The sequence below is a fragment of the Candidatus Gracilibacteria bacterium genome (genome assembly GCA_041658685.1).
Classification (GTDB): Bacteria; Patescibacteriota; Gracilibacteria; order UBA1369; family UBA12473; genus JBAZZS01.
This window is the reverse complement of record JBAZZS010000001.1, coordinates 314236-337158: the sequence shown is the minus strand read 5'-3', so window position 1 is coordinate 337158 and position 22923 is coordinate 314236. Positions and strand designations below refer to the sequence as shown.

Below are 22923 nucleotides of genomic sequence, written 5' to 3'. Positions count from 1 at the left end.
ACCTCCCTTGAAAAAATGCGACCTCAGGAACACACCTATCCTCTCCGTTTTAAAATATTTTCTTATGGCAAAAATTCTCATCACCGGTGGCGCGGGATTCATTGGATCGAATTTTATTCACCATGTTTTACAAACTTATCCCGAAATTGAAGTGGTGAATTTGGATGCTCTCACCTATGCGGGCAATTTGGCGAATTTAAAAGATATTGAAAAGGATCCTCGTTACACTTTTATCCAAGGCGATATCACGGATGAAAAATGCGTGAATCGTGCTTTTAAAGAACACCAACCTTCCGTGGTTTTTAATTTTGCAGCGGAAACGCACGTGGATCGATCCATCCATGGGCCAAAAGCATTCATTATGACGGATGTGTTGGGCACGTATACCCTCTTGGAAGCCGTGAAAACCCATGCCACTCCCCTTTACATCCAAATCTCAACCGATGAAGTCTATGGCAGCACTCACGACGGAGAATTCACCGAAGAAAGCCCGTTTCTCCCCAATTCTCCTTATTCTGCGTCCAAGGCCGGAGGAGACCACCTGGTTCGCGCGTATCATCATACCTATGGGTTACCGGTGATCGCGATTCACAGTTGCAATGTATTCGGGCCATATCAATTCCCTGAAAAAGTTATTCCGCGTTTTGTAACCAATCTTATTCAAGGGAAAAAGGTTCCCATCTATGGAACGGGACAAAATGTGCGCGAATGGATTTTTACTCAAGATTTTTGTCATGCCCTTGATTTTGTTTGGCAAAAAGCCAAGCCCGGAGAGGTTTTCAATATCGGCACCGGACAGCGCATTTCCAATCTTGAACTCACGACTAAAATTCTTCATTTACTAGGGAAAGGTCCGGATCAAATTGAATATGTTGCGGATCGCTTGGGGCATGATTTTCGTTATGCGCTTTCCGCGGAAAAAATACGCGCTCTGGGATGGAAGCCCACCTATGATTTTGACGCTGCGCTCCAACTTACGGTTGAATGGTATAAAAACCATGAAATATGGTGGAAACCTTTACTTCCTAACTCTTCTTTATGAAAGGTGTCATTTTGGCCGGCGGATTCGGGAATCGGTTAAAACCTTTGACCGACGTCATAAATAAACACCTCCTTCCGGTGTACAATAAACCTGTTATTTTTTATTCGATTCAAACCTTATTGGAGGCGGGATGCAAAGACATCTTGATTGTGACCGGGCCCGAGCACGCGGGCGGTTTTATGAAGCTTTTGGGTTCCGGTGAAAAAATGGGCGGCCATTTTTATTATGCGGTGCAGGAAACCGCGGGTGGAATCGCGCAAGGAGTTCAATTGGCGGAACGTTTTTCTTCCGGTGATTCGGTGGCTGTCATTTTGGGAGACAATATTTTCCAGGATTCTTTTAAGGACACTTTTTCTTCTTTTCAATCCGGGGCCACGATTTTCTTAAAAGGGGTCGATTCTCCCGAACGATTTGGTGTACCCGAACTCGATGGCACCCGCGTTCTCAAGATTGAAGAAAAACCCAAGCAACCCAAATCCAAATACGCGGTGACCGGACTTTATCTGTATGATCCCACGGTTTTTGAGATCATTCGAACGCTCAAACCCTCGGCGCGCGGCGAGCTCGAGATCACGGATGTGAACAATGCTTACATTGAAAAAAGTGCGATGAATGCGGTTTTTTTGAAAGGAGACTGGTCCGATGCCGGAACATTTGAAAGTCTTTTCCATGCTTCGCGTTTGGCGAGAGACATTGCACTCACGGAGCGCAGCGAAGTGAGCTCCCCCTGCATTCCCTTCAAGAAATAATATCCTAACTCCCTAATCTTTCTCCCATGACCTCTTCCCCTCGCATCGGCGTTGCCGGCTCCCTAGCTTACGATTATCTTTCCATTTATGAAGGCGCATTTGAGGAAGTGCTTTTGCCGGAAATGTTGAATCGTTTGAGTGTCTGTTTTTATGTTCCGCGCCAAGAACGCCATTTTGGAGGGACGGGAGGCAATATCGCTTACAATCTTGGCCTTTTGGAGAGCCGCCCTCTTTTAATGGGAAGGGTTGGGATTGATTTCGACGATTACGCCAAACACTTGACTGCGGTTTCAATCTCATTGGATCATGTGGAACACTCCAAAACGGTTCGGACCGCGTGTGCGAATATCATCACGGATCGCAACGGGCATCAAATTTCCGAGTTCTATCCCGGTGCCATGAATGAAGATCTCGAAGCAGACCTCACCGATGCATTAAAAACGTTAAGCGTGCTCATCATTGCCCCGGATAAACCCGGTCGGATGCTTTTTCTTGCCGGCCGAGCTGCGGCGCTTAAAATCCCTTATTTCTTTGATCCCGGACAAAACGTTCCCTTATTCACCGAAGCGGAACTTAAAATAGCGGTTTCCGAAGCCAAAGGCCTCTTTTTGAATGAATATGAACTGGAATTGTTGCGCCAAAAAATCGGCTTTTCTCAGGAGGATTTTGTTCGAGAAGATAAAATTCTCATTGTCACTCAAGGCGAAAAAGGCTCTTCGATTTTTACGAAAGTTCACTCCATCTCGATCCCGATTGTAAAACCGAATACAATAAAAAATCCAACCGGATGCGGAGATGCGTATCGAGCCGGATTTCTGAAAGGATTTGTTGAAGGACGAGACCTTGAAACTTGCGGTCGAATAGGCGCTTTGATGGCGGCCTACAATGTGGAACACGAAGGCACGCAAACCCATTCGTTTACTTTGGAAGAATTTGAAAAGCGGTATCAAGATTCTTTCTCAATACCGCTTTAAATAGTTTTGCGATTTAACGATTACTCGGCCGCTTTTTCAACTTCCGTTTCCGGAGCAACTTCGACGGCAGCTTCAGCTGTGGCGGCTTCCGCCTCTTCTTTCTTTTTGGCAGCCTCCACCGCTTCGGCGAGCAATTCTTCAGGAATTTCTTGTTTTCGAGTGGATTCTTTTAACCGAGTGCTCTTTCCGGACAAACCACCCATAAAATACAATTTGGCACGTCGAATTTTGGATTGTCCCATCACTTCAATCTTGGAAATAGCTTTGGAATGCAGGGGGAAAATTTTTTCAACTCCCACCCCACTCAATACTTTTCGAACCGTGAACGTCTTATCTGCCCCGCTACCACTGTTCATCGAGATCACGAGCCCTTCAAAAATCTGGATACGCTCTTTGGGCTCACCATCCTTATTGGTTTCCATGATTTTTTGAGAAACCTTCACACGATCCCCTGCATGGATAGTGGGAATCTTTTTTTGTAGAGAAGTGCTTTTCTCCTGAACATGTTGAATTAACGCTTGACTCATAAAATAGGTACATTTAGAAAATCGGACTGCCCGATTATAAGGAAGCGTAATCTCTTTGTAAAGAGCGATTTAACTGAACTGTCGGGAAAGAATTTTTATTAGCCAATTTCTTTATCTTGAAGTTCATTGTGGGCCACCAGATTCTCGGTATCCGTGACCATGGCTTTCACAAAACGATCATTGCATTTGATACGATAGAGGAAATCCGTTTTATTCATGACTGTAAATCGAACGGGTCGATCGGAATTCACCTCTTTTTCGAGATAAGCCTGAAGTTGTTCCTTATTGATCTCCCCCACAATCAAAAGATCCACTTCGGATTCCTTATGAAGGAAAAGCCCTGACAAAAGGAGAAAATCAATTTTACCCATTTCCAGAATGGCATGAACAATTTGTTCGTTTTGGTCGGTGAGTTTCATCACCATACTGCGAAGTTCCGGAAAAATGGGACACGCCGTGTTTACCACATAAAATTTTTTCCTATTTTTCATCCGGCTCTTTAACAGACCCGCTCTTTTTAAATTATCCAATTCACGACGAATGGAATTGATTTGTTCATCCAAGCGACGAGTGAGCTCTCGAATAAAAAACTCTTCTTCGGGATTCAACATAAAAAGCGTAAGAATCTTTACACGAGTTTGAGATGTGAATAACCGCTTCAGAATCATCATTAGAAGGTTAAGACTCTGTATACATAATTTGAACAATGCGAAGAAAATGTATAAGTTTTTTAAACAAAAAGCAAGTCTTTAATCAACTTTTTTGTTCAACAATTTGCTGACAGGTTAAAATGGTTTTGGGTTTTCATTGACTGAATTCATATTTTTTATTCTTATTTTGTATAAAATTTTTGTACAAAGTAAGGGTTTTAACGCGATTAGGTGAACTATTTTTGTGTTCTTTTTTCTAGGATTTGGAATGGCTTATTTAAGCCTAAAATTGATGTAAAAAGTGTGCCCGGGCAGAGTTTTAGCAAATAAAATCATGGCTATTTTTATCCCTTTTTAGTTTTTAAAAATCTCCAGCAAAAATGCCGGATCAAATGTAGTGAACCATACAGCGCGCTTGTTGAAGTACGTTTACTCAGAAAACGAATGCGGGAAGACACTCGCTACGCTCGTGTCTAGGCCTCAAAATCATCCCCTTCTTCGTCCTCTTCATTCCCTCCCAAAAGCGAGACCGCGGCCATGGTCACAAAAACTCCGGTGATCCCCCCTAACAATGAAATGGCAAAGAAAATAATAGTTGGGGACGTGTCTGTGGACAGCTCCCAAAAGAAAAACGTTAAGTAATTGCAGCTGGCTCCGATATTTTCAAATCCCAAGATTAAAATGGTGACAAAAAATACCGCGGCACCGGCGAGATAAAGGATTTTCATGAGGGGAGGTTTTAAGAATTAAATTTTTTGAGCAACTTTTCCAGAAGGAGAATGTTTTCAACTTGCACGTAACCCGGGTTTCCCTTTTTACAATTTTCTTTCACTTTAGCTTGTTGCTCTTTGGGATAGGCCAAGGCCATTTCTTCCACGCGTGCTGCCACTTCGGCTTCGGTGGCCTCAATCTTTTCCGCCTTGTACAAATGGTGCACCACCAAGCGCAATCGAACCTGTTTTTCAGCGGCCGCACGTTTGTCTTTTCTCACATCTCGCTTTTGGCTTTCAAGATATTTCTCATATTGCTCCCACGACAATCCTCTTGACTCAAGGTCCATTTTAAGGCGATCGATGATAAAGTCAATTTCTTCCTCGATAAGGGCATCCGGAACATCCAGTTTGGCCAACTTGAGAAGTTCGTCCAAAAACTCATTTTCTTGACGTTCTTTTTCGTGTCGTTCGCGTTCTTTGGTGATGTTTTCTCGAGCCATTTTCTTCAATTCCTCAAGATCCATCTCTTTGCCAAACATGGTTTTGGTCCATTCCTTGGTGATTTCGGGAAGCTGAACCTCTTGGACGAGGTGAACTTTTACTTTGAATTTCACTTTTTTCCCTTGGAATTTCTTGATGTCATAATCCTTGGGGAATGTGATTTCAAATGTTTTTTCATCTTCGGCTTTGAGCCCCACGAGTTCTTCTTCAAAACCCGGGATCAGAGTCTTTTCTCCTAAAATTGCGGGATGGTTTTTGCTGGCCGTTCCTTCGAGCGGGACATCTCCTTCCGGGTCAAACCCGTCAAAATCCACTTCCACGCGATCCCCCATTTTGGCGGGACGATCCACAATCGTGTTGGTGGCGTGTTCTTTGCGGAAATAATTGAGCAAATCATCGATATCCTTATCTTTGACTTCCACTTTTTCCTTTTTAACCTTAATTTTGTCATAACCGGAAATCTCGACCACCGGCAAAACCGCAACCACGGCTTCGAACACAAACGGCGACTCCGTTACAACTTTGATTTGGGGGCGAGCCACGACTTGCACCTTTTCCTTAATCACGGCATCGGCATAAAAATGAGGCAAGGCGTTTTCAATGGTGTAAGAACGGATCACGCCGGGGCCGATGTTTTTTTCAAGAATATCGGCCGGAATTTTACCGGGGCGGAATCCGGAAATTTTAACTTCTTTCCCGAGTTGAGCGATGGCTTTTGCTTCATGCTTTTTGAGTTCGGAATCGTCGACTTCCACACGGATTGTGACTTCGGACTTTTTGGGGGCGGAGACAGTGACTTTCATGAAAAAAATATTAAAAATTAATTAAAGAAAACGGGCTTATCTTACCTGTCTTGTGGCGTGCCATGCAATACCTCGGTTGATTTTGTGGGAGTTTTCGGGTATAATAAAGGGATTTTAATAAGCCTACTCGCATGTCTTATCCTCCCCTTCATGGCGAAACGAATGCTGCCACCACTGCCGGTGGAAGCTACACCCGAATGAGCACCGTGGATCCAAATATCGCCACCATGGCGGCCTTTGAACCAGGAGCGATTGCCCTCTATACCGGACTTGAACAAGCGGATCCCACTTTGCGAGAGCCTCCTGCATTGGCCCATGAAATTCGACACACAAGACAACGTTTTGAAATCTTGGGCGACATCATTGCTACCGCAGCTGATCCTCGAACTGCTGACATGCTCCGTTTGTCGGAAGCTGGAATTCGAAGACGTTTGGAACGACAAGCCCAAAATGAACTTCATGCACAAAATCTTGCAACCGATATGCCATGGACTCGATTTTTGGGAGAAGATCTTGGGACTTGGACTCGTGAAATGGCGGCTTTTTGGAATGCCGGTGCTCGTTTAGATCTTTTACGTGGACCCGATGCCCGAACCGATCATTGGATTAGACAATATGTTAACACCCATTTCCGCGGACAGACTCTTGATACCTTGGCCGCAGAAGACCGACGCATGGTGCTAGAAGAAACCGGGTTATTGGCGAATAATTTCGTAGCATTTAATTTGGGGCCTTTACAAAACTGGGCACAGACGGAAGCAAGTGGTATTGCCAGACCCGGAGGAAGACCTGCCCCTGCTGGAGCTCCTGCAGCCCATCTTTCTTATGCAGAGGTATTGCGAGATTTAAATGGAGGGAATGCCTTGAGAAATGAAGAGATGATTCCGATCTTAAGACTTCTTCAGACCGATCCTACGTATGGTCACGATTTAGAAGAGGTTTATGCTGAAGTGATGGCTCATCATTTTTCCGATGAAGAACTAGGGCTTGGGCATCATGAACAAGCTGAATTGAAGCAATATCAAGATGCGGTGGCTAGGGTTGAAGATCTTAATGAACGTTATATTGGGATTCAAAATATGTCAGCCCAAATTACTGGCATCGCGACCCAACTGGCTCCTCTAGCCCCAGGAGTGGCACCCTTAGGGCAAAGAGTACAAGAATCCCTACAGAATCAATTGCATAATCTTACACAAAAAAGAGATGATGCCGTTCCTATCCTTTCAAAACTAGTAGGTCAATACAATCGCACTTGGGCTCGATTAACTGGTTTTACAGAAATTGCTTTTACTCGTACTCCACCCACCCTTACTCCTAATGGTGGAGTAACTTTTGATATAGTTATTCAAAATTTAGAACATGGAGCAGAACAATATCGCACAGAACACGAACAACGTCGTACCCCGCATCAACTTCTTTACGAACTTCATTTACACCATTTCCAACACCCCCCTGCTGCACCGGGAGGAGCCCCTGGTCGTGTCATGGGTTTTAAAGAAGCCCAAAAACGAGCGGTCATTTCGACCATGCTTCTTATGGATATGGTTGAATCCGACACCGATGAAGGTTATGCGGTACGTCGTGCACGTCAATTGGCTCGGGGGCGCGTAGGTCAATTTTTCGATCGTACTTTCAAAAAACGATTGCCGTTTGAACATTTTGTTAAAAAAGTACTTCTTAAAAAGGATGAATTTAAAGAGCTTGAAGGATTTGGACTGACTACGAGAGCTGAAAAAATCCTTGAATGGGTTCACTCCGGAAAATTAAAAGAAGAACATCTCCCAATATTGATTCAAAACATAGAAGCCTTGGGGCAAGATCAACTTTTAGGAAAAGGTAAATTACAACTGGGGATTGATGTTCGTCCGCTGGTGGATCAACTCACTTTGGCTTGGACCAGTCTTCGTGCAGCAAGTGATATTCTTAAAGATGCTAATAATGAGAATGGGAAAATCCTTGCCGAACTTAAGGCAAAAGCGGGCTCCCTCAATGTTCCTTCTCGAAAACCTGGTGCCCCGCTTTTTGAATGGAAAAGCCATGAAGAAACTCAAAATGGAGAAAAACTGACTGCGGCAAAAGAAGAACTTGAAGCAGCAAAAGCCCTGGGAGATAAAAGTCGTGTTACGTCATTGGAACGCTATGTTTCGCTCCTGGAGCGGTTTGCATCCTCTGCGGTTACAGCCGAGATATTATATACAGTCATGGGTCGTATTCCTCATTGGTGGCGAAGTCTTCGTAAATCCGCAGAATTAAAAAAAGAGGCAAAACGCAGAGCGACACGCAATGCCCCACCTATTGATATGGATGAGGAACTTGCTCCCGCTCATTCCTCTTAATATTTTTCCAAAATGAAAAATTTTTACGATTTTATTCAACGCATGATTGAGGACCTTAAATTGGAAGGCCTCACTGCTTCCATGCGCCAAGCGTTTGAATTCCAACTCACTGAGTCTGTGGATCAAGCCATTACGCAAGCTTTAACGCGGACACTTAAAAAAGAAGATTGGAAAGTTTACGAGGATTATCGAAAAATGCATCCCGATGACATGCCGGATAAAGCCATTCAAGCCATGACTGAACAATCCCCTGCGACAAAAAAAGCGATCGAAGAAGCGCTTTTTGATACTTATAAGGATGTGATGCTTCGCGCTGAAGCCGTGAGAGAAGAATTGAAAAGTCAAAAAACTAATGCGTAAAATAAATAATATTTTCTGACTTAGGTTTGGTTGAGTTTTTATAAAAATTAGCGCCTTACGAAAATTTGCAGCTCCAGACATTGTGTCTCGAGGCTTTTTATGATATAATTATTAGATAAATTTCAAAAATAAACATAAAAACTCCTTATCGTGGCAAATACTCCCGATAATACACAAATCGATACAACCCTTCCCTTAGACGTACAAACTAAAATGGGAGTTGGGGAATCTTCCATTGATACTCCTGAAAAAGCAAAATCAGGATTGGTGGCGAAAGAACATGAGACGCTGGATTATGTTCGTAACAAAGATCGAGATTGGTGGAGTCGAATTGGTCGTATGGGCGCCTATGCGGTTCCTTTTGTGGATGCGGCAACCCCCGGAGATCAAGGCAATTATAAAATGCAAATTCGTAACAAAGCGTCCGAAGAGGCCAAAGATCTTTTTAATAAGATGGACACTCTTAATATGAAAACCACGGCTCGTTTGCGTTGGTTCAGCCTTAAAAGCGCCAAACGTTTTGCTGAAATCACGGCTCGCATCAATGTTTCCACTCGTGTCATCGGAGCTTTGCGCAAAGAAGAAGAATTCCTGAAATTAGATCAACCCGACCTCAAAGGGATGGCGGAGGGAAGCCGAGGCCAAGCCTTAATTGATCATCCTATTTCAGGCAATATCCCTGGTCTGCGCTGGAATATTATAAGAAAACAAAAAAGGGGATCTCTTGGACAAAATAAACTTTTTAAAGCCGCCACAGAAGTTCGTACCGAAGAATCAACGAAAAAACGAGAATGGGAAGCAAAAATTCAAGAACGTTTCCATAAAGGGCGCCAAGCTGAAAATTCTTTGCGTTCCTTTGTTCTTAGGCATGATCCTCTCCAAGTCACTACCATCGAAGATCAACTGAGAGCTTGTGCATCCGATAAAAAAGATGGAGCTGAGGCCATCAAAGCTACAGTTACAAAAATTCTTGAGGGTTCTACGATGAGTAAGGGCCAAAAAGACGAACATATGAAAATATTAAACGCAGCGATTTCCACTTTAAGCGGTCAATCCGGACAATCCTCAAAAACGTTTGAATTTGCGGGACGATTGACTCTGGAAGGCACTACTCAAGAAATCCTTACTCAAGTGCGAAGCAGGCCTTTAGGCACTGAATTTAGTATAAAAATTCCACATAAAGTAGGCTATGTTGATATGGTTCTTGATGCTAACGCTCCAAGCCCTTATTTGATATTTAGAGGAAAAAATGATCCCAAATATCGCCTTACCGTAGATACGAATCGTCAATTGGCGTGGGAGCGTAAAGAGGATGCAGTTGCCACTGAAGCTGCTAAAAAAGCAATGGAAGCTGCGGAAGCGATCAAACAAACAGCTAAAGCTAAATTTTTTAGTGGAACAAAAGCAGTAGATGCCAAAACCAAAGCTGATAGGGAAAACGCCATTGATCTTCTTGGTACAACGGTTAAGAAAGCGATGATGGCCGCTCAAGCGGACCCAGATAAAGTAAAGCAATCAATCCAGGTTTTTTTTAATACAGATGTAAAATGGAAACTACGGGCAAGCAGGGCTACAGCAGCAACAACTGCTATCTTAACTGAAGTTTATGATCAAGCTAAAAACCTTCTCCCCTCCACTCCTTACCCCACTGCCCCTGCTGAATTGGTTGCCGGGCCTGTATTAATTCCCAATTTCAAAGATCTCGAATTTGCCTTAGCCGCCTAACCTTATTATATGAACGACTTTTCCACCGAAGACATCATCAGCTACATCAACCTTTGCTTCACCCTCACAGAAGAAGAAAAGGATGATCTCAAACTCCGTGTGCTCGATGAACTCGAGCTCAACGGCAATCGTTTGAGCCCCGAGCTTGGCGAATTACTGGCCGCTGTGTTTGAAACCGAAGTCACCTACCTCGAAAACCACCATCTTCCCCTTCAAGACGAGCTCGTCCGCCAGGCCGAAGATGAGTATGAAACCGAACTTCAACGCATCCAACCGCAACTCGAACGCCTCGTCGACGACTACAAACACGAAACCGAAGAATTGACGCACGAATACGATGTGGCTTTCCGCCAGCTCGATAAAGAATTCGATCAAATCGCGCAAAAAGAACTCGGGTCCGTGGAAGAACAACAGATTCTTGCGCTCAAACAAAAACTCGCGCAACCGAAAACTCAAGCCAATCCTTCCGCTTCTACAGATTTCAACTTCTAATCCCCCGCTTTTAAACCTTTTCATTATGGCTACCACTCCGGAAAAATTCGACCTTAATGTCGACCTTCCAAAAAATACGCCCGATGCCACCCGCAATGAACTGAATACCCTTCGCTCTTCCATTGAAGACGATCTCGGGGGTGGCGCCAAAGTGCGCCGCATGGCGGCGACTTGCCAAACCAATGGCATTGATTATGAGACGTGGAATGAATCCAATCCGCCCACCGCGGCTCAAATTAAAGAAATGGAATGGGTCTTTAGTGCAGCTCCAGTGATTACAGAAAAACTGCTTCCCCTTCTTTCCAATAAGGATGCGGCTCATTCCGACTGGGCCCGAGCCACTCTTGCCAAGATCACCGAACTGATTAAATCACAACAACTCGAACTCAAAGACTTTAAAGAAGAAAGCGCCGAACTTAAACAAGATGTTTGTAGTAACTATATGAAAGGAGTGGGAGAGAAAGCGCGCGAAACATTTAAAAACCATCCGTGGGCATCCATGTTCTCTGCCGTAGTGGCTGTTTATACCGGGTACCTCCTTTATACTCATGACACGCATGGCAAATGGGCCAAACCTCTTGTGCAAGCGGGTCTGCTGGGTACTGTGATTAATTTCGCCAGTCAAATTTTTACGCCCAATGGAAAAACTCTTTTTCAAAACGGAAGAGAATGGATCCAAGGCGACCCAAAAATCGGGACTAAAATTTCCGCATTTGTGGATCAATTCAAGGGAGATCCTTCCATCGATACCGCGATTTTACAAACGTCACTCACCATGGGAAGCATTAAATTCGATGCTTTTCTTGACGCTTATAAATCCGCACGCAAAGGAAAAATCGATATGGCGGCATTGAAACGCCGGGCGATTGGGCTCGGAATCCCGGATGAGGTCTTTAAAGAATCGAACGGGGAAGGATTGTATAAAATCATGAAACAATTGTGTAAAAAAGTGGGAGATGGAGATCAAAAAGCCGGACTGCAAACATTGGAAACCAATTATGGATTCGCGGGAAAATACGAAAATTTCACTTTGTCCGATGTGGTGTTTTCCGAGGGATTTGATCCTTCCGCCGTTGCGGGAACCGAAGCTAGGGCTGAAGCGCGAACCGAGGCTCAACAAAGAACCGGAGATGGACCGGCGGCCAAAGCCGGTGCCGGAGCCATCGGAGCCGGTGAGGTGGCCGTAGAAAAATCAACACCTAAAAACCCTCAAGAAAGAGAACTTTACGAAATCCCCGGATTTGAAGGGGTTGGACTTGAGTTGGATTCCGCAAAAAACACGGCTACCGTGTGCGGCTATCCTCTCCCCTTCACTCGAACCGTGGATGCGAGTGGATCCGTGCATTACATACTTGAAGATCCAAGCAAAATGATCGTAGAAGAAGGAAAACCTCCTCTTGGTCCCGTCTACTTTGACTTTGAAGTCGGAACCGGAGCGAATCTTGAAAAATCCAAAACCATACTCGCGGACATGAACAGGTATTTACCCTTAAAAACCGCGTATCTCTTAAAAACAAACGGTCTGATGGTGGATCCAACCGCCCTTTATTATGAACAAGGCGTGTGGACGGTTTCCTATCCGAGCGGGCTGGATTATTCCTTGGGTGGAGAAATGAATCCCAAATTAAAATTAAAAGTTAAACCTACCTCAGCGAACGAGCTTACCATTTCTTGCAACGGAAAAGAGGTCTCGGGAAAAGAATTTACTCAAAATTTACAAAAAGAAGCCTTGGTCATGATGTTGACTGAAACGCCAACCAGCGCGCTTTATCGCTTCCCCGTTGAAATCACTTCTGTCGGGGATCTAAGCACCTACCCCACCAGAATGATTGAAGGCACGACGAATGGGGATCCTTTTAAATGTTATTACGACCCCTCGACCAAAGCCTATATTTTCACCGAACTCCCTCCTCTCAATGAAGCCTCGATTGATAAAAAAGTGGAAAATGTTGAATCTTTGACCGAATTCAATGCGCTTTTTGACAAACTCCAAGGGGCCGGAGAAAAATTAAGCCCTTGGCTCCGCGGCGCCAGCGACATCTTTATGTCTTGGACCTGGGCTGATGCCGAATGGCCGGACAGCGCCAATGACCAATGGCACGCGTTTATCTCGTTCAAACAAGGAGAAATTCTCGATTTATATCGAGCGGAATTGAAAAAAGCAAATCCCTCGGGCCCCGATGCCGCGCAACAAACCAAAAAAGTATATGAATCCACGATCGGAGATTTCTTGAGAAAATTCAAGGATTTACCCAATGAATTGGATGCAACTCGAGTTTCAAAAGATGAAAAAGCGGCTCAAGAATTGGTTGAAAAATTTCGTACCTTTGGATATTCCGCTTCTTATAATACGGTGCGCGAGCCGTTCATTAAAGAACTTGGAACGCTCAACTTCCCGGGATTTGCCGAAAAATCCAATCCCGACCATCAACGCTGTTTCTTTTTCCTGCAACAACAATACACGAGACTCACAGCTCCGCTCATTCGCCAGACATTTGAACCTGCAAAAGGGGATGCTTATTACGATTACAATGAATACGTTAAACGTGAAATGATGGCCATAGTGGGTCGCACGGAAAAAAATGCAACCCAAGTCGATGGATTGGCCTCCGAACTTTGGGAAAAATTTGTTCGAAACGGCGCTTCTTGGAACGAACTTCAAGCCGCCAAACCCGAATTCGACAAAATTTTGACCTTTGATCGATGGCAAGAGCAAGAACACCGCTCTCCGGATTTGGAAGGCATTCTGCAAGCGGCACGCCCCGAGCTCAAAGGCCAAGAAAAAATGTATAGTATTAAACCTGTCCCCGGCAATGCGTGGGCTTTTGAACTCACATGGTATCCGGGAATGTCCTATTCTTTCACCGCAATCGTTGAAGTCGATCCCGTGACTCATATCATGGAATATCGCAGTCTTGAACTTTCCGAACAATGGGTCAATGACCACGTGGAATCCATTCGCAATTGCCCGGAATTTTCCGATTGCTTTAAAGATTTAAGCAATCAATTCAATGCAGCCGGGGCTAAAATTACCCCTTTCAATCTCCTTCCCGGAGTGGCCGGACTTTTCGATAACATCGAAGAAGGCTCATGGAAATCGTTGGTCACGTACAAACAAGAAGAAATTTTAACGGATTACAAACGCCAACTCATGGATCTCCTTTATTCCAAAAAATCCAAAACCGAGCAAGCGCGTGAAATGGATGCTTTGCATATTAATTTTGCCAATCGTTATCTTCGCGATGCAAAAGCCATGAACGATCGATTGGCCAAACGGGTTAAAGAATGCACCCAAGATTCCACAAAAGAAATTACGGAAGGAGAATTTAGAAATATTTATTCCGGACTTGAACGCATGGGATATACTCCGGATTATTTTTCTCTAATGCGTGACGCAAGGGCCTATTATGAAAAATTCAATTACAATGGATGGGATCACCCGAGCGTGGGGATCAATGCGGTGATGAAACTCCTTTATTCCAAGACCGCGTTCATGAATGAACCGGGCCGCCATTTGGAACCGAAAGAACGTGCGTATTTTATGGCGTTCCAAGATAAGGTGGACAGCATTGTGCTCCAAGCTCATGCAAATACAAAAGGAACCGGAAGTTGGTTCCAGTCCGCCATTGGGCCCGATGAAGTCCCGGCAAGTATTGATTTTCCCGATTACTCCGATTGGATTAAATCCAATCCGGATGCCGGAAAACCTGTCATCACCCTGCCAACCGGAAAATCGTTTGAAGTTGAGCAAAATCGACTCTCCGATGAATTCAAAGCCATTTATGAAACCGAATACGCCAAAAAAGTTTATCCCAAATATCCCACCAAAGAGCCTTTGTCCGATGACTATGACTCTAAAGTGGTCAAAGAACAGGAAATGGGACAAGAACAAGTAACGAGTGCCGCTATCTTGAAAGCCTTAAAAGATCCGGCCACTGAAGAAGCGGCGAAAAAAGATTACACCGAATATTGGAAAAAACGCCTTGAAGAAGCCAAAGATGGCTGGTGGATATTCTAGAAAAACATCCCCGCCATTTCCTCCACATACTCCACGACATGGCTTTTGCCACTGCGGTCCGGGAGCCATTGGGGTGGATTTCCCATAGTGTAAGTGGTGTTGATTGGATTTTCGGAGCCATTCACTCGGGTCCACGGAGACACTCCATTGGTTGCGGCATTGATGGCCGTGATCGCGTGCTCATTGCTTTTTTGAACATGATCCACTTCGCTTTGAATCCGTAAATAAGGGACGGTGATTTTATCTAAAAAATCCACGGCTTCGCGCTCGAGCCACCATTCGTTATCGTCACAATTTTTCCAAGCAATGCCTTCGGTGTCGTTCTCTTTACTCCGGCATCCCATATTGGTGTATTCGCGAGCGCTCGGGCCTTCCCAATCGATGTAAAATGCCACCTTCGGGTCATCGGCATACCGCGCCAGCATTCCGGAAGCCAGGGTGATTCCATAAGAAAAACTCACAATTCCGATCCGTTCCGCATCCACTTCTTCTCGAGAAGTAAGATAAACCAAAACCGCGTGCATACCGTCTTGGCCAAGAGTCCCGTTGTAATTTTCTTCGCCCTCGCTTTGGCCGCGTCCGTCCGAATCAAAATAAGCGACTCCATATCCTTTTTCCAGCAATTGAACACCCATTGGATCCTGATCCAAATCATTTCCCGGAGCCGTTCCTCCGGGCACAAACAAAATAAAAGGGGCTTTTTCTCCGGTTTCCAATTTCGGAAAACGAATCGTGGCCAATAAATTCGCTCCGCTGGTGGGATTTTGAATCCAAAATTTCTCATAATCATAGCCATCCATCTCTCCTTTTTCTTCAAGCGTGACTTGCGGGCTCACATCCGAAATATTCTCAGTATAAAAATAAACCCCTGCGCCCACTCCGGCTCCGAGTAAAAGACTGGTCACTAATCCTAAAACAAGTATTTTTATCGATCTTTTTTCCATATCCTTATATAACCGCTTCCCGCTTATTCATATTAGAAATCTCTATTGACAAAATTTAATTTAACATCTAAGCTAAATCCTTAAACAAACATCCAAACAAAAGCGCCGTTTCCATTTATTTGACGCGCTTTTTAAATGCTCAAACGCCCTCTCATTCTCACCGCCCTACTCGCTCAATTTTTATTCTATTCCGCTTCGCCGTTGGTGAGTGTGGCGAGTGCAAAAGATTCTACGTTATCTTCTCTTTATTCTTATGCGGCATCCGAAGCCGCCGGATCCGATCGTGAGGCCCAAAATCAATCAGGGATATCCGGCGGTTTCATTTCTCTTTCCATTCCTTATACCACCGTCGGAAATGTCAATGTTGAAACCCTGGATTGGTGTGAAAATCTCGTGGCCAAAACATTCAATATCCTTCCCGAAGATCAAGTGGCCGCCGTGCATAACCTGACTTTGAGTTTTGATCCCGATTCTCGACGCGGATTAGCCGGAGGAAATACCCTCATCCTTCGCTGTACCGGGATGGGAGAAGACGAATTGGTTGCGGTCTTGCTCCATGAAATGGGGCACGTCACAGACACCGGATTGCTCCAAAATTCCGATTTTACTCCTGTTGAAAAAACTTCATTTGACGACCGTGGCACTCCTGTGTATACTGGCGACCCTAGCGCGGAATTTTATTCCATCAGCTGGGAAAACAACAGTTCTTTTACATCACTTGAAACCGGTTTTATCTCGGGATATGCCATGACTTCTCCGTTTGAGGATTTTGCGGATACGTATGCCGCTTACATTCTTCACGGACCGTTGTTTCGTTTTTATGCCGCCCTTAATACCGATCTCAAGACCAAGTATGAATTCATGGAAGAAATTGTGTTTGACGGTGTGGAATTTGATCTCGACAACGAAAAGCTGCCTCCGATTCGGGAGGCGAACGTCCGCGTGTACGACATCACGCTGAAAGATTTCTCGTTAGAGTCATTTTGGATGCTCTCGGGCGTCCTCTGATTCAAAATTTTAGAGTCTGAGGATTGTTGGGTTCCGACTCGGCAACCCCTTGAAGATTCATCTTAGAAAAACCCCTGACTCAAGGGAGGGCGGGGGTTTTTCCGTATACGAAAGGGGCACCGAAGGTTCCCCTTTCGGGAAGAACCCCTCCAAGCTGATGTTCGACTTCAAAAAAATTCGCTAAACTTCGTCGCAAGCCGATTCAGGGCCCACGAGACCCGAATCGTTTGCTCCTCCGTGCGCTCAATTTTTCTCGTCTCACCTTGATTGATATTTTTCTCGACGTTTCTTCCTTAAAAATTCTCACAAAAGTCCCATCCCTCCTGCTCGTTAGATTTAATTCTTCTACTCCTCTTCCGTTGTCGCGGCTGTTTCCGGGGCCGTGCAACCGGACATTGTTGCTAAATCTTCGAACGATTGGGCTCCATTTTCCATTTCCCCCGCGGCATTGATCCAAGTGGGATAATATTGAATCCCGGCCGCCACACAGGCTTCGGGTTGTGCATTTTCTCCTCCGGCATCACATTCCACATAATTCACATATTGAAAAGCGTCTCCAAACATTTTTTTCTGATCTTGACAATGAGGGCACCAATACGCTCCATAAAAAGCCATCCCGTTATCCGTTAAACACTTGGCGAAAGAATCAATCGCACCGTTATTATCCCCTATGGTTCCGGTTGTTTTACATCCAACCAACATCAACACCACTAAACACAATCCTGCAAAAGCGCCTATTTTTTTCATAAAAGAAAAATTAAGAAAATAAAAATTATTGAGAACGATTATTTAATATCAAAATACGCCCCAAAAGCAAAACTTCCAAAAAAATTAAAATTTGTTGCGCGAGACAAAAAACACATAAGGCTCCCAAAATAAAAAATTCAACATACGTCAGGTACAATGAAAAAAGCGTTCCTGCGCCTGCGAGCAAAAACATCCCGACCAGGATCCCTTTTACAGAGCGCAATCCAATGGGACGAATCCATTTTTTCTCCTTTAAAATCGCTCGCCCCATCTCAAATAAAAGCAGATAAGCCGCGAGTCCAAGCATTGCGACCGGGATTCCCCAAAGGGTCGAATAGGAGCTGCTATTGGCGACTTCACAATTCAAATAATCATTGATGTGGCAGACTGCTTCTTGTGTTGGATTGAAGTGAAGATAGGTTAAATAAGCGGCAATCGCAAAGCCGAGAAGATTGATGAATTGTACCCATTTCAACAAAACACGGCCACGTCTTTGACTCGCGTTCAAGGCCTCTTTGATTGAAATTGTAACCATTTCATAAGGATTAAATCGGAAAAATTTTACCAAAAATCCTTCTTAAAGTCGAAAGGTTTCCCTTGCTAAAAATTATCTTTAATCGTTTAGGCCAAATTCCGTTGCTCTCCAAGGCGCGGCATCGTACAATACCCCTGTTCTTTTTATGGTGGGTATAGCTCAGCTGGTTAGAGCGTCGGATTGTGGCTCCGAAGGTCGTGGGTTCGAACCCCACTATCCACCCCATAGGCACAAAAATCTTTTGACATTTTGCGTGGGGCAGGGAAAATAGACATGACATATGAACCCTTCCGATTTCACTCCCGAAGACAGCGAGCCTCCCGATGAACCTAATGTTTCATCCACTCATCGTCCCGGTTTTTTTACGAATCCCAACTCTTTAAAAGTTGAACATTTTTAATCTTATTTTTTAACTCTTTTATGACAAAAACAGATTCCGCGGTAAAAATCATCGACCCCACCTCCGGCAATAACACACACGGCCCTTTGCACGGAAGAACGATCTTGTTGGTCAACACCGGGTCCATCAAAAAACGATTCACGGTTCAACGCCTTAAAAAACTCGGCCTTTGCGTGGTGGTTCTCAATAAAGAAAAACCGGCATGGGCTCAGCCTTATGTGGACCATTGGATTGTGTCGGATACTTTCAATCATAATGAAGCGCTTCAAGCCATTCAGCTTTTTATCTCCACTCATCCCGAGGTCAAGATCGAGGGTGTGGTTACTTTTTGGGAAGACGATGTTTTATTGACCGCAAAAATCGTAGATCGATTCAATCTTATCGGAATTCCTTTCAATATTGCGCGACGTATTCGCAATAAATATCTATTCCGCGACTTTTGCGCCGAACAAGGCATCAACGCGCCGAAGCATCACCTCGTTCGCACCCCGGAAGATCTCGATTTTATCAAAAAGCATTTTGAATTTCCCGTGATTCTCAAACCGGCCTACGGGTCCAGCAGCGCGTTTGTCATTAAAGTCGAAAGCAAAGAGCTGCTCGAAACCATGTACCAATATGTGCGCAATAACATTTCTACGGGTTTTGAATCGGCCCTGGCGGACGGGCTTGATATTTTTGTGGAAGAATTCATTGATGGCGATGAAACGGACATCGACATTTTGCTCCAAAACGGAAAAGTGAAATTCGTTTCCATTGCGGACAATTATAATAAAAGCAAAGGCATCTTTTTTGTGGATAGCGGACAGGCTATCCCCTCCAGTTTGCCTGTCAAAGTGCAAGAAGAGCTCGTTGAAACCGCGGAAGAAATGCTTGAAAAGCTTGGCATTCAAAACGGTTGTATCCATTTTGAGGCCAAATATGGGAAAAAAGGCGTTTATCCCATTGAAGTGAACATGAGAATGGGCGGCGATTATGTGTATTCCTACACCAAAAGCGCCTGGGGCATCGACCTCATCGAATACGCGGTGCGTATCGCGATCGGCGATTATTTTAAAATCGAACCGCAGGAAGCCCCCAAAAAATACATCATTGGTTGGGATCTTCATCCCGAAGATTCCGGGGTACTCGTTGAACTCGATGTTCCCGAAGATATTAAAAAATACAAATTCATCGAAGAAGTCCAAATTTATAAAACCATCGGCGACACGATATTTCTCCCGCCGGAAGGATTCGAGCATTTGGGATGGCTCACGGTTTCGGGGGAAAACCTCCTTGATGCCAAGGACAATCTCGATGCCACGCTCAAGCTCATTGATTTTAAGGTGGTCAAATTCGATGCCGCATCATTCCTTGGAAAAACCGAACGGAAAAATCGATTTTCCTCCGCGGTTTTGGCGCATAAAAATATGGCATTCCGCGCACGAAAAATTGAAGTTCTCAAGCGCATTGGAACGCCTCAACGACAGTTGCGCATCGGATTGCTTTGCAATATTTATTCCGCCCCGAGCGATCGCATTGAGATTTGCCTCACTGAAATGGCGCTCGAGATTGAAAAAACGCTCAAAGCCATTGGTTACAATGTGGTGATACTCAACCTGAATGATTTTGGGGCGGTTATGGATCGTCTCAAAAAAGGAGATGTTGACCTTGTTTTTAATGTCGCGGATCGCCTTTATAATATCCCTGAAAATCGTCCTCACATCGCAGGATTTCTCGATTCGCTCCAAATTCCTTACACCGGCTCCGACTCGCTTACTCTTTCGCTTTCAGCCGACAAAATTCGATTTAAAAAACTTCTCACTTATCATGAGATCCCGACCCCGGCGTGGGATTATTTATATGATCCCGATGAAGAAATTGAGGACGAGCTTAAATACCCCATGATTGTTAAACCCGGGAATACGGATTATTCGTTTGGGATTTCCAATGAATCGGTGGTGAAAAATAAAAAAGAACTCAATCGACAAACGAATCTTATTCTTAAAAAACTGGAACGCCCCGCCCTCATCGAGGAATACATCGAAGGCGATGAATATGAAGTTTTTATTTTAGGAAATAACCGGTCCAATCTTAGAGTTCTTCCTCTTGCACGATCCATCTTTGACGATTTCCCGAAAAAAGATTGGCATCTCTATACGTATGGTATGAAATGGAGCGGCGAAGGATTGGCCAACAAAGTTCACTATCAACTCCCGGCCAAAAACATCCCCAAAAAACTCGAGGCGCTCATCACGGAAATTGCGCTCGACACGTACACCATTTTTGATTGTCATGATTATGGAAAGGTTGAGGTCAAAGTGGATGCGGACGGCAATCCTTATGTGATCGAACTCAACCCCAATCCGTGGCTCACTTTCAATGAAAACAGAGGGATTGTCGCGGCTTCGAAACTCGTGGGCATTGATTATGGCCCGCTTCTCGAAGAAATCATCCGCATGACCGTTGAATGGTATAAAAAATAATTTTAACTCTCTTTTTATGGACTATGCTCCTCAAGATTACACCTCACTCCTTGGCCTTCCTGGCCTGAGTGAAAATTTACTCAAAACTCACTTCACCCTTTATCAAGGGTATGTGACGAACACCAATAAATTGGCGATGCTTTTAGCTGAGCTTTTGGCCCAAGGCAAAACCGCCACCCCCGAATACGCCGAGCTTTCACGCCGATTTGGCTGGGAATTCAATGGCATGCGCTTGCACGAATTGTATTTTGAAAATCTGACCAAGACGCCCTCGGCGCTTGTCTCGTCGTCTGCATTGAGCGCGAAAATCGCGCGTGATTTTGGGTCCTTCGAAAATTGGCTCGCGGATTTTAAAGCCAAAGGCACCATGCGCGGGATCGGCTGGGTGATTTTATTCCATGATAAAGCCGCAGATCGATTGTTCAATGTTTGGATCAACGAACACGATGTCGGGCATTTGGCCGGCGCGACCCCCCTGCTGGTGATGGATGTTTTTGAACACGCGTTCATGGTCGATTACGGCACCAAACGCATCGACTATATTGAGGTGTTTTTCAAAAGCATCGATTGGGCAAAAGTGGAGGCACGGTTGTAATTTATTTGAGCTGTCTCTGTCCTTTTACCTGATCCTTGAGCTTGACCATCAAGCCTTTCATTAAGAATTCGGCGAAGTTGCGTACGTTTTCGAACGGTTGTTTGACGCCATGGTCTGCGAAATAATCTCTGAGAATAAACGCCGCAAGTTGAATCACCACGTCCTTGGGCAAAGGCGCAGCTTCCGGGTCTTCGTTGAACTCAAGCGCGGTTTTTAAAATCCGTTCCGGGATGGGAGACGCGGCATCGAACATGCTTCGGCCCCACAAATCAATTTCGAGCCGCATCTTGAGCGGCAAGGCGGAATTTTCTCCAAAGGCCACAAGCGCGGTTTTTATTTCTTCTTTTTGAAGGTCTGAGACTTGGACGCGCCCTTTTTGTTCTTGTTGCGTCAGCGGTTCACCGGTCGCTTCTTCTCCATTTTCATCCCCTTTTAATTGTAAATGGATGCCCATTTCTTCTTGAATGTCTTTATTGCCTAACAAAATGATGGCCAAAATAAAAACCGCGGGAATGTTTTGCTCAAAACACCGGGACACCAATAATGTGATGTCGGGTTTAGTATTGGTTTGAATGAATTTCAATAAAATCGCCACGAGCTTGTCCTCTTTTTTCTTTTGCTTTTGTTCCTGTTGACGAGCCACCACCATTTGTTGAGCATTCCGCGCCATGCGTGCCTGAAATTCACGCACTTTTTCCGCGCTGATCGCACCATCGGTGCCCTCGCCGAATGAAAACATGTCCAGATCGCCCATAAGGTCATTTTACATATTTTTATTCATCACACAATTCAAAAAAATAAACGGAAGGAAAGAATTTTTGTTCGCATGGGAGTCGGACACTCGGATACATGATCCTCATGTCCTCTTCCTTAAAAATGCTCACAAAAATTTCCCCTCCCGCTTATTTTTATAATTCTCCCTTTTTACTATTTTCCACAGCATTTCTTCCCCTTTCCTCCGCAACAATCTTCTTTTTTCCCTTCTTTTTCACAACAAGCGTCCTTGCAACATATATCTTGGCAGCAACTTCCTTTACAGCAACAATGTTTGGCCATGAGGTTATAAAGCCAAGCAAAAATCATACCTGCGATGAACCCATCGACTAACCCGATTCCCAATCCAATGAATGCGCCAGCCACCGTGACTTGATACCACGGATAAATACCAACCAAGAGTTGCATCATATCGTTCAAATAACCGGTGTAAACGGCCAACAGGGTGCAAACCATTACGCAGACACCCCAATAAACCCCGACAGCCATTGCGAAAGCATGGACTTTCAATTTCATAAAGAGAGGGTTAAAAAGATATAAAAAAAGCCCCAAAAGGGCTTTTTTAAAA

20 protein-coding genes and 1 tRNA gene are annotated in these 22923 nt (G+C 44.5%); 12 read left to right on the top strand and 9 right to left on the bottom strand.

Going from position 1 to position 22923, the window contains the following annotated elements:
• Window positions 1-64: 64 nt before the first annotated feature.
• Genes rfbB through WC882_01325 form a run of 3 tightly spaced genes read left to right on the top strand, consistent with a single transcriptional unit; the run spans window position 65 to window position 2765 of the window.
• A complete protein-coding gene (gene rfbB, locus WC882_01335) occupies window positions 65-1081 on the top strand; it encodes a dTDP-glucose 4,6-dehydratase (GenBank protein MFA5842306.1) in 1017 nt (338 codons plus the stop codon).
• Entirely contained in the window at window positions 1039-1791 is a 753-nt protein-coding gene (locus WC882_01330; protein ID MFA5842305.1) for a sugar phosphate nucleotidyltransferase, read from the top strand. Before rfbB ends, WC882_01330 begins: the two co-directional genes overlap by 43 nt.
• 26 nt (window positions 1792-1817) lie before the next feature.
• The gene (locus WC882_01325) at window positions 1818-2765 is read left to right on the top strand and encodes a carbohydrate kinase family protein (GenBank protein ID MFA5842304.1); all 948 of its coding nucleotides are present in this window, start codon (window positions 1818-1820) and stop codon (window positions 2763-2765) included.
• 20 nt (window positions 2766-2785) lie between these two features.
• Here WC882_01325 and rplS read toward each other — a convergent pair whose 3' ends face one another.
• From rplS to tig, 4 genes are all read right to left on the bottom strand, one after another.
• Window positions 2786-3292: a 50S ribosomal protein L19 gene (gene rplS / locus WC882_01320; protein ID MFA5842303.1), complete on the bottom strand. Its 507-nt coding sequence runs from the start codon at window positions 3290-3292 to the stop codon at window positions 2786-2788.
• Between the two features lie 98 nt (window positions 3293-3390).
• Complete coding sequence (locus WC882_01315) at window positions 3391-3960, bottom strand: winged helix-turn-helix domain-containing protein (GenBank protein MFA5842302.1); 570 nt, start codon at window positions 3958-3960, stop codon at window positions 3391-3393.
• Window positions 3961-4415: 455 nt separating this feature from the next.
• The gene (locus tag WC882_01310; protein MFA5842301.1) at window positions 4416-4670 is read right to left on the bottom strand and encodes a hypothetical protein; all 255 of its coding nucleotides are present in this window, start codon (window positions 4668-4670) and stop codon (window positions 4416-4418) included.
• 11 nt (window positions 4671-4681) lie between these two features.
• Window positions 4682-5959 carry a trigger factor gene (tig, locus tag WC882_01305; protein ID MFA5842300.1) on the bottom strand — a complete coding sequence of 426 codons (1278 nt, stop codon included), beginning with the start codon at window positions 5957-5959 and terminating at the stop codon, window positions 4682-4684.
• Between the two features lie 131 nt (window positions 5960-6090).
• Between tig and WC882_01300 the strand changes: the two genes are divergently transcribed.
• The 5 genes from WC882_01300 to WC882_01280 all read left to right on the top strand — a co-directional run bounded on the left by WC882_01300 (window position 6091) and on the right by WC882_01280 (window position 14890).
• Window positions 6091-8295 carry a hypothetical protein gene (locus tag WC882_01300; protein ID MFA5842299.1) on the top strand — a complete coding sequence of 735 codons (2205 nt, stop codon included), beginning with the start codon at window positions 6091-6093 and terminating at the stop codon, window positions 8293-8295.
• 12 nt (window positions 8296-8307) lie between these two features.
• Window positions 8308-8655: a hypothetical protein gene (locus WC882_01295; GenBank protein ID MFA5842298.1), complete on the top strand. Its 348-nt coding sequence runs from the start codon at window positions 8308-8310 to the stop codon at window positions 8653-8655.
• Window positions 8656-8805: 150 nt separating this feature from the next.
• The gene (locus WC882_01290) at window positions 8806-10380 is read left to right on the top strand and encodes a hypothetical protein (GenBank protein ID MFA5842297.1); all 1575 of its coding nucleotides are present in this window, start codon (window positions 8806-8808) and stop codon (window positions 10378-10380) included.
• Between the two features lie 9 nt (window positions 10381-10389).
• A complete protein-coding gene (locus tag WC882_01285; GenBank protein MFA5842296.1) occupies window positions 10390-10872 on the top strand; it encodes a hypothetical protein in 483 nt (160 codons plus the stop codon).
• Between the two features lie 25 nt (window positions 10873-10897).
• The gene (locus WC882_01280; GenBank protein ID MFA5842295.1) at window positions 10898-14890 is read left to right on the top strand and encodes a hypothetical protein; all 3993 of its coding nucleotides are present in this window, start codon (window positions 10898-10900) and stop codon (window positions 14888-14890) included.
• Here WC882_01280 and WC882_01275 read toward each other — a convergent pair.
• Complete coding sequence (locus tag WC882_01275) at window positions 14887-15834, bottom strand: CocE/NonD family hydrolase (protein ID MFA5842294.1); 948 nt, start codon at window positions 15832-15834, stop codon at window positions 14887-14889. The two genes, WC882_01280 and WC882_01275, sit on opposite strands and share 4 nt — an antisense overlap.
• 135 nt (window positions 15835-15969) lie before the next feature.
• On the opposite strand from WC882_01275, the gene WC882_01270 reads away from it, so the two are divergent.
• Entirely contained in the window at window positions 15970-16908 is a 939-nt protein-coding gene (locus tag WC882_01270; GenBank protein MFA5842293.1) for a putative zinc-binding metallopeptidase, read from the top strand.
• Window positions 16909-17187: 279 nt separating this feature from the next.
• Here WC882_01270 and WC882_01265 read toward each other — a convergent pair whose 3' ends face one another.
• A complete protein-coding gene (locus WC882_01265; protein ID MFA5842292.1) occupies window positions 17188-17589 on the bottom strand; it encodes a hypothetical protein in 402 nt (133 codons plus the stop codon).
• A gap of 25 nt (window positions 17590-17614) precedes the next feature.
• Window positions 17615-18124 carry a vitamin K epoxide reductase family protein gene (locus tag WC882_01260; protein MFA5842291.1) on the bottom strand — a complete coding sequence of 170 codons (510 nt, stop codon included), beginning with the start codon at window positions 18122-18124 and terminating at the stop codon, window positions 17615-17617.
• Window positions 18125-18272: 148 nt separating this feature from the next.
• Here WC882_01260 and WC882_01255 point away from each other — a divergent pair.
• The 3 genes from WC882_01255 (at window position 18273) to WC882_01245 (ending at window position 21581) form a co-directional block, all read left to right on the top strand.
• Window positions 18273-18349: transfer RNA gene (locus WC882_01255), tRNA-His, on the top strand.
• A gap of 195 nt (window positions 18350-18544) precedes the next feature.
• Window positions 18545-20986, top strand: a complete 2442-nt coding sequence (locus tag WC882_01250; GenBank protein ID MFA5842290.1) for an ATP-grasp domain-containing protein — start codon at window positions 18545-18547, stop codon at window positions 20984-20986.
• A gap of 16 nt (window positions 20987-21002) precedes the next feature.
• Window positions 21003-21581, top strand: a complete 579-nt coding sequence (locus tag WC882_01245) for a Fe-Mn family superoxide dismutase (GenBank protein ID MFA5842289.1) — start codon at window positions 21003-21005, stop codon at window positions 21579-21581.
• A 1-nt stretch (window position 21582) separates the two neighbouring features.
• Here the strand turns inward: WC882_01245 and WC882_01240 are convergent, their stop codons facing one another.
• Both WC882_01240 and WC882_01235 read right to left on the bottom strand, forming a co-directional pair.
• Complete coding sequence (locus WC882_01240) at window positions 21583-22335, bottom strand: hypothetical protein (GenBank protein MFA5842288.1); 753 nt, start codon at window positions 22333-22335, stop codon at window positions 21583-21585.
• 173 nt (window positions 22336-22508) lie between these two features.
• Window positions 22509-22871: a bacteriophage holin gene (locus tag WC882_01235; protein MFA5842287.1), complete on the bottom strand. Its 363-nt coding sequence runs from the start codon at window positions 22869-22871 to the stop codon at window positions 22509-22511.
• Window positions 22872-22923 lie beyond the last annotated feature (52 nt).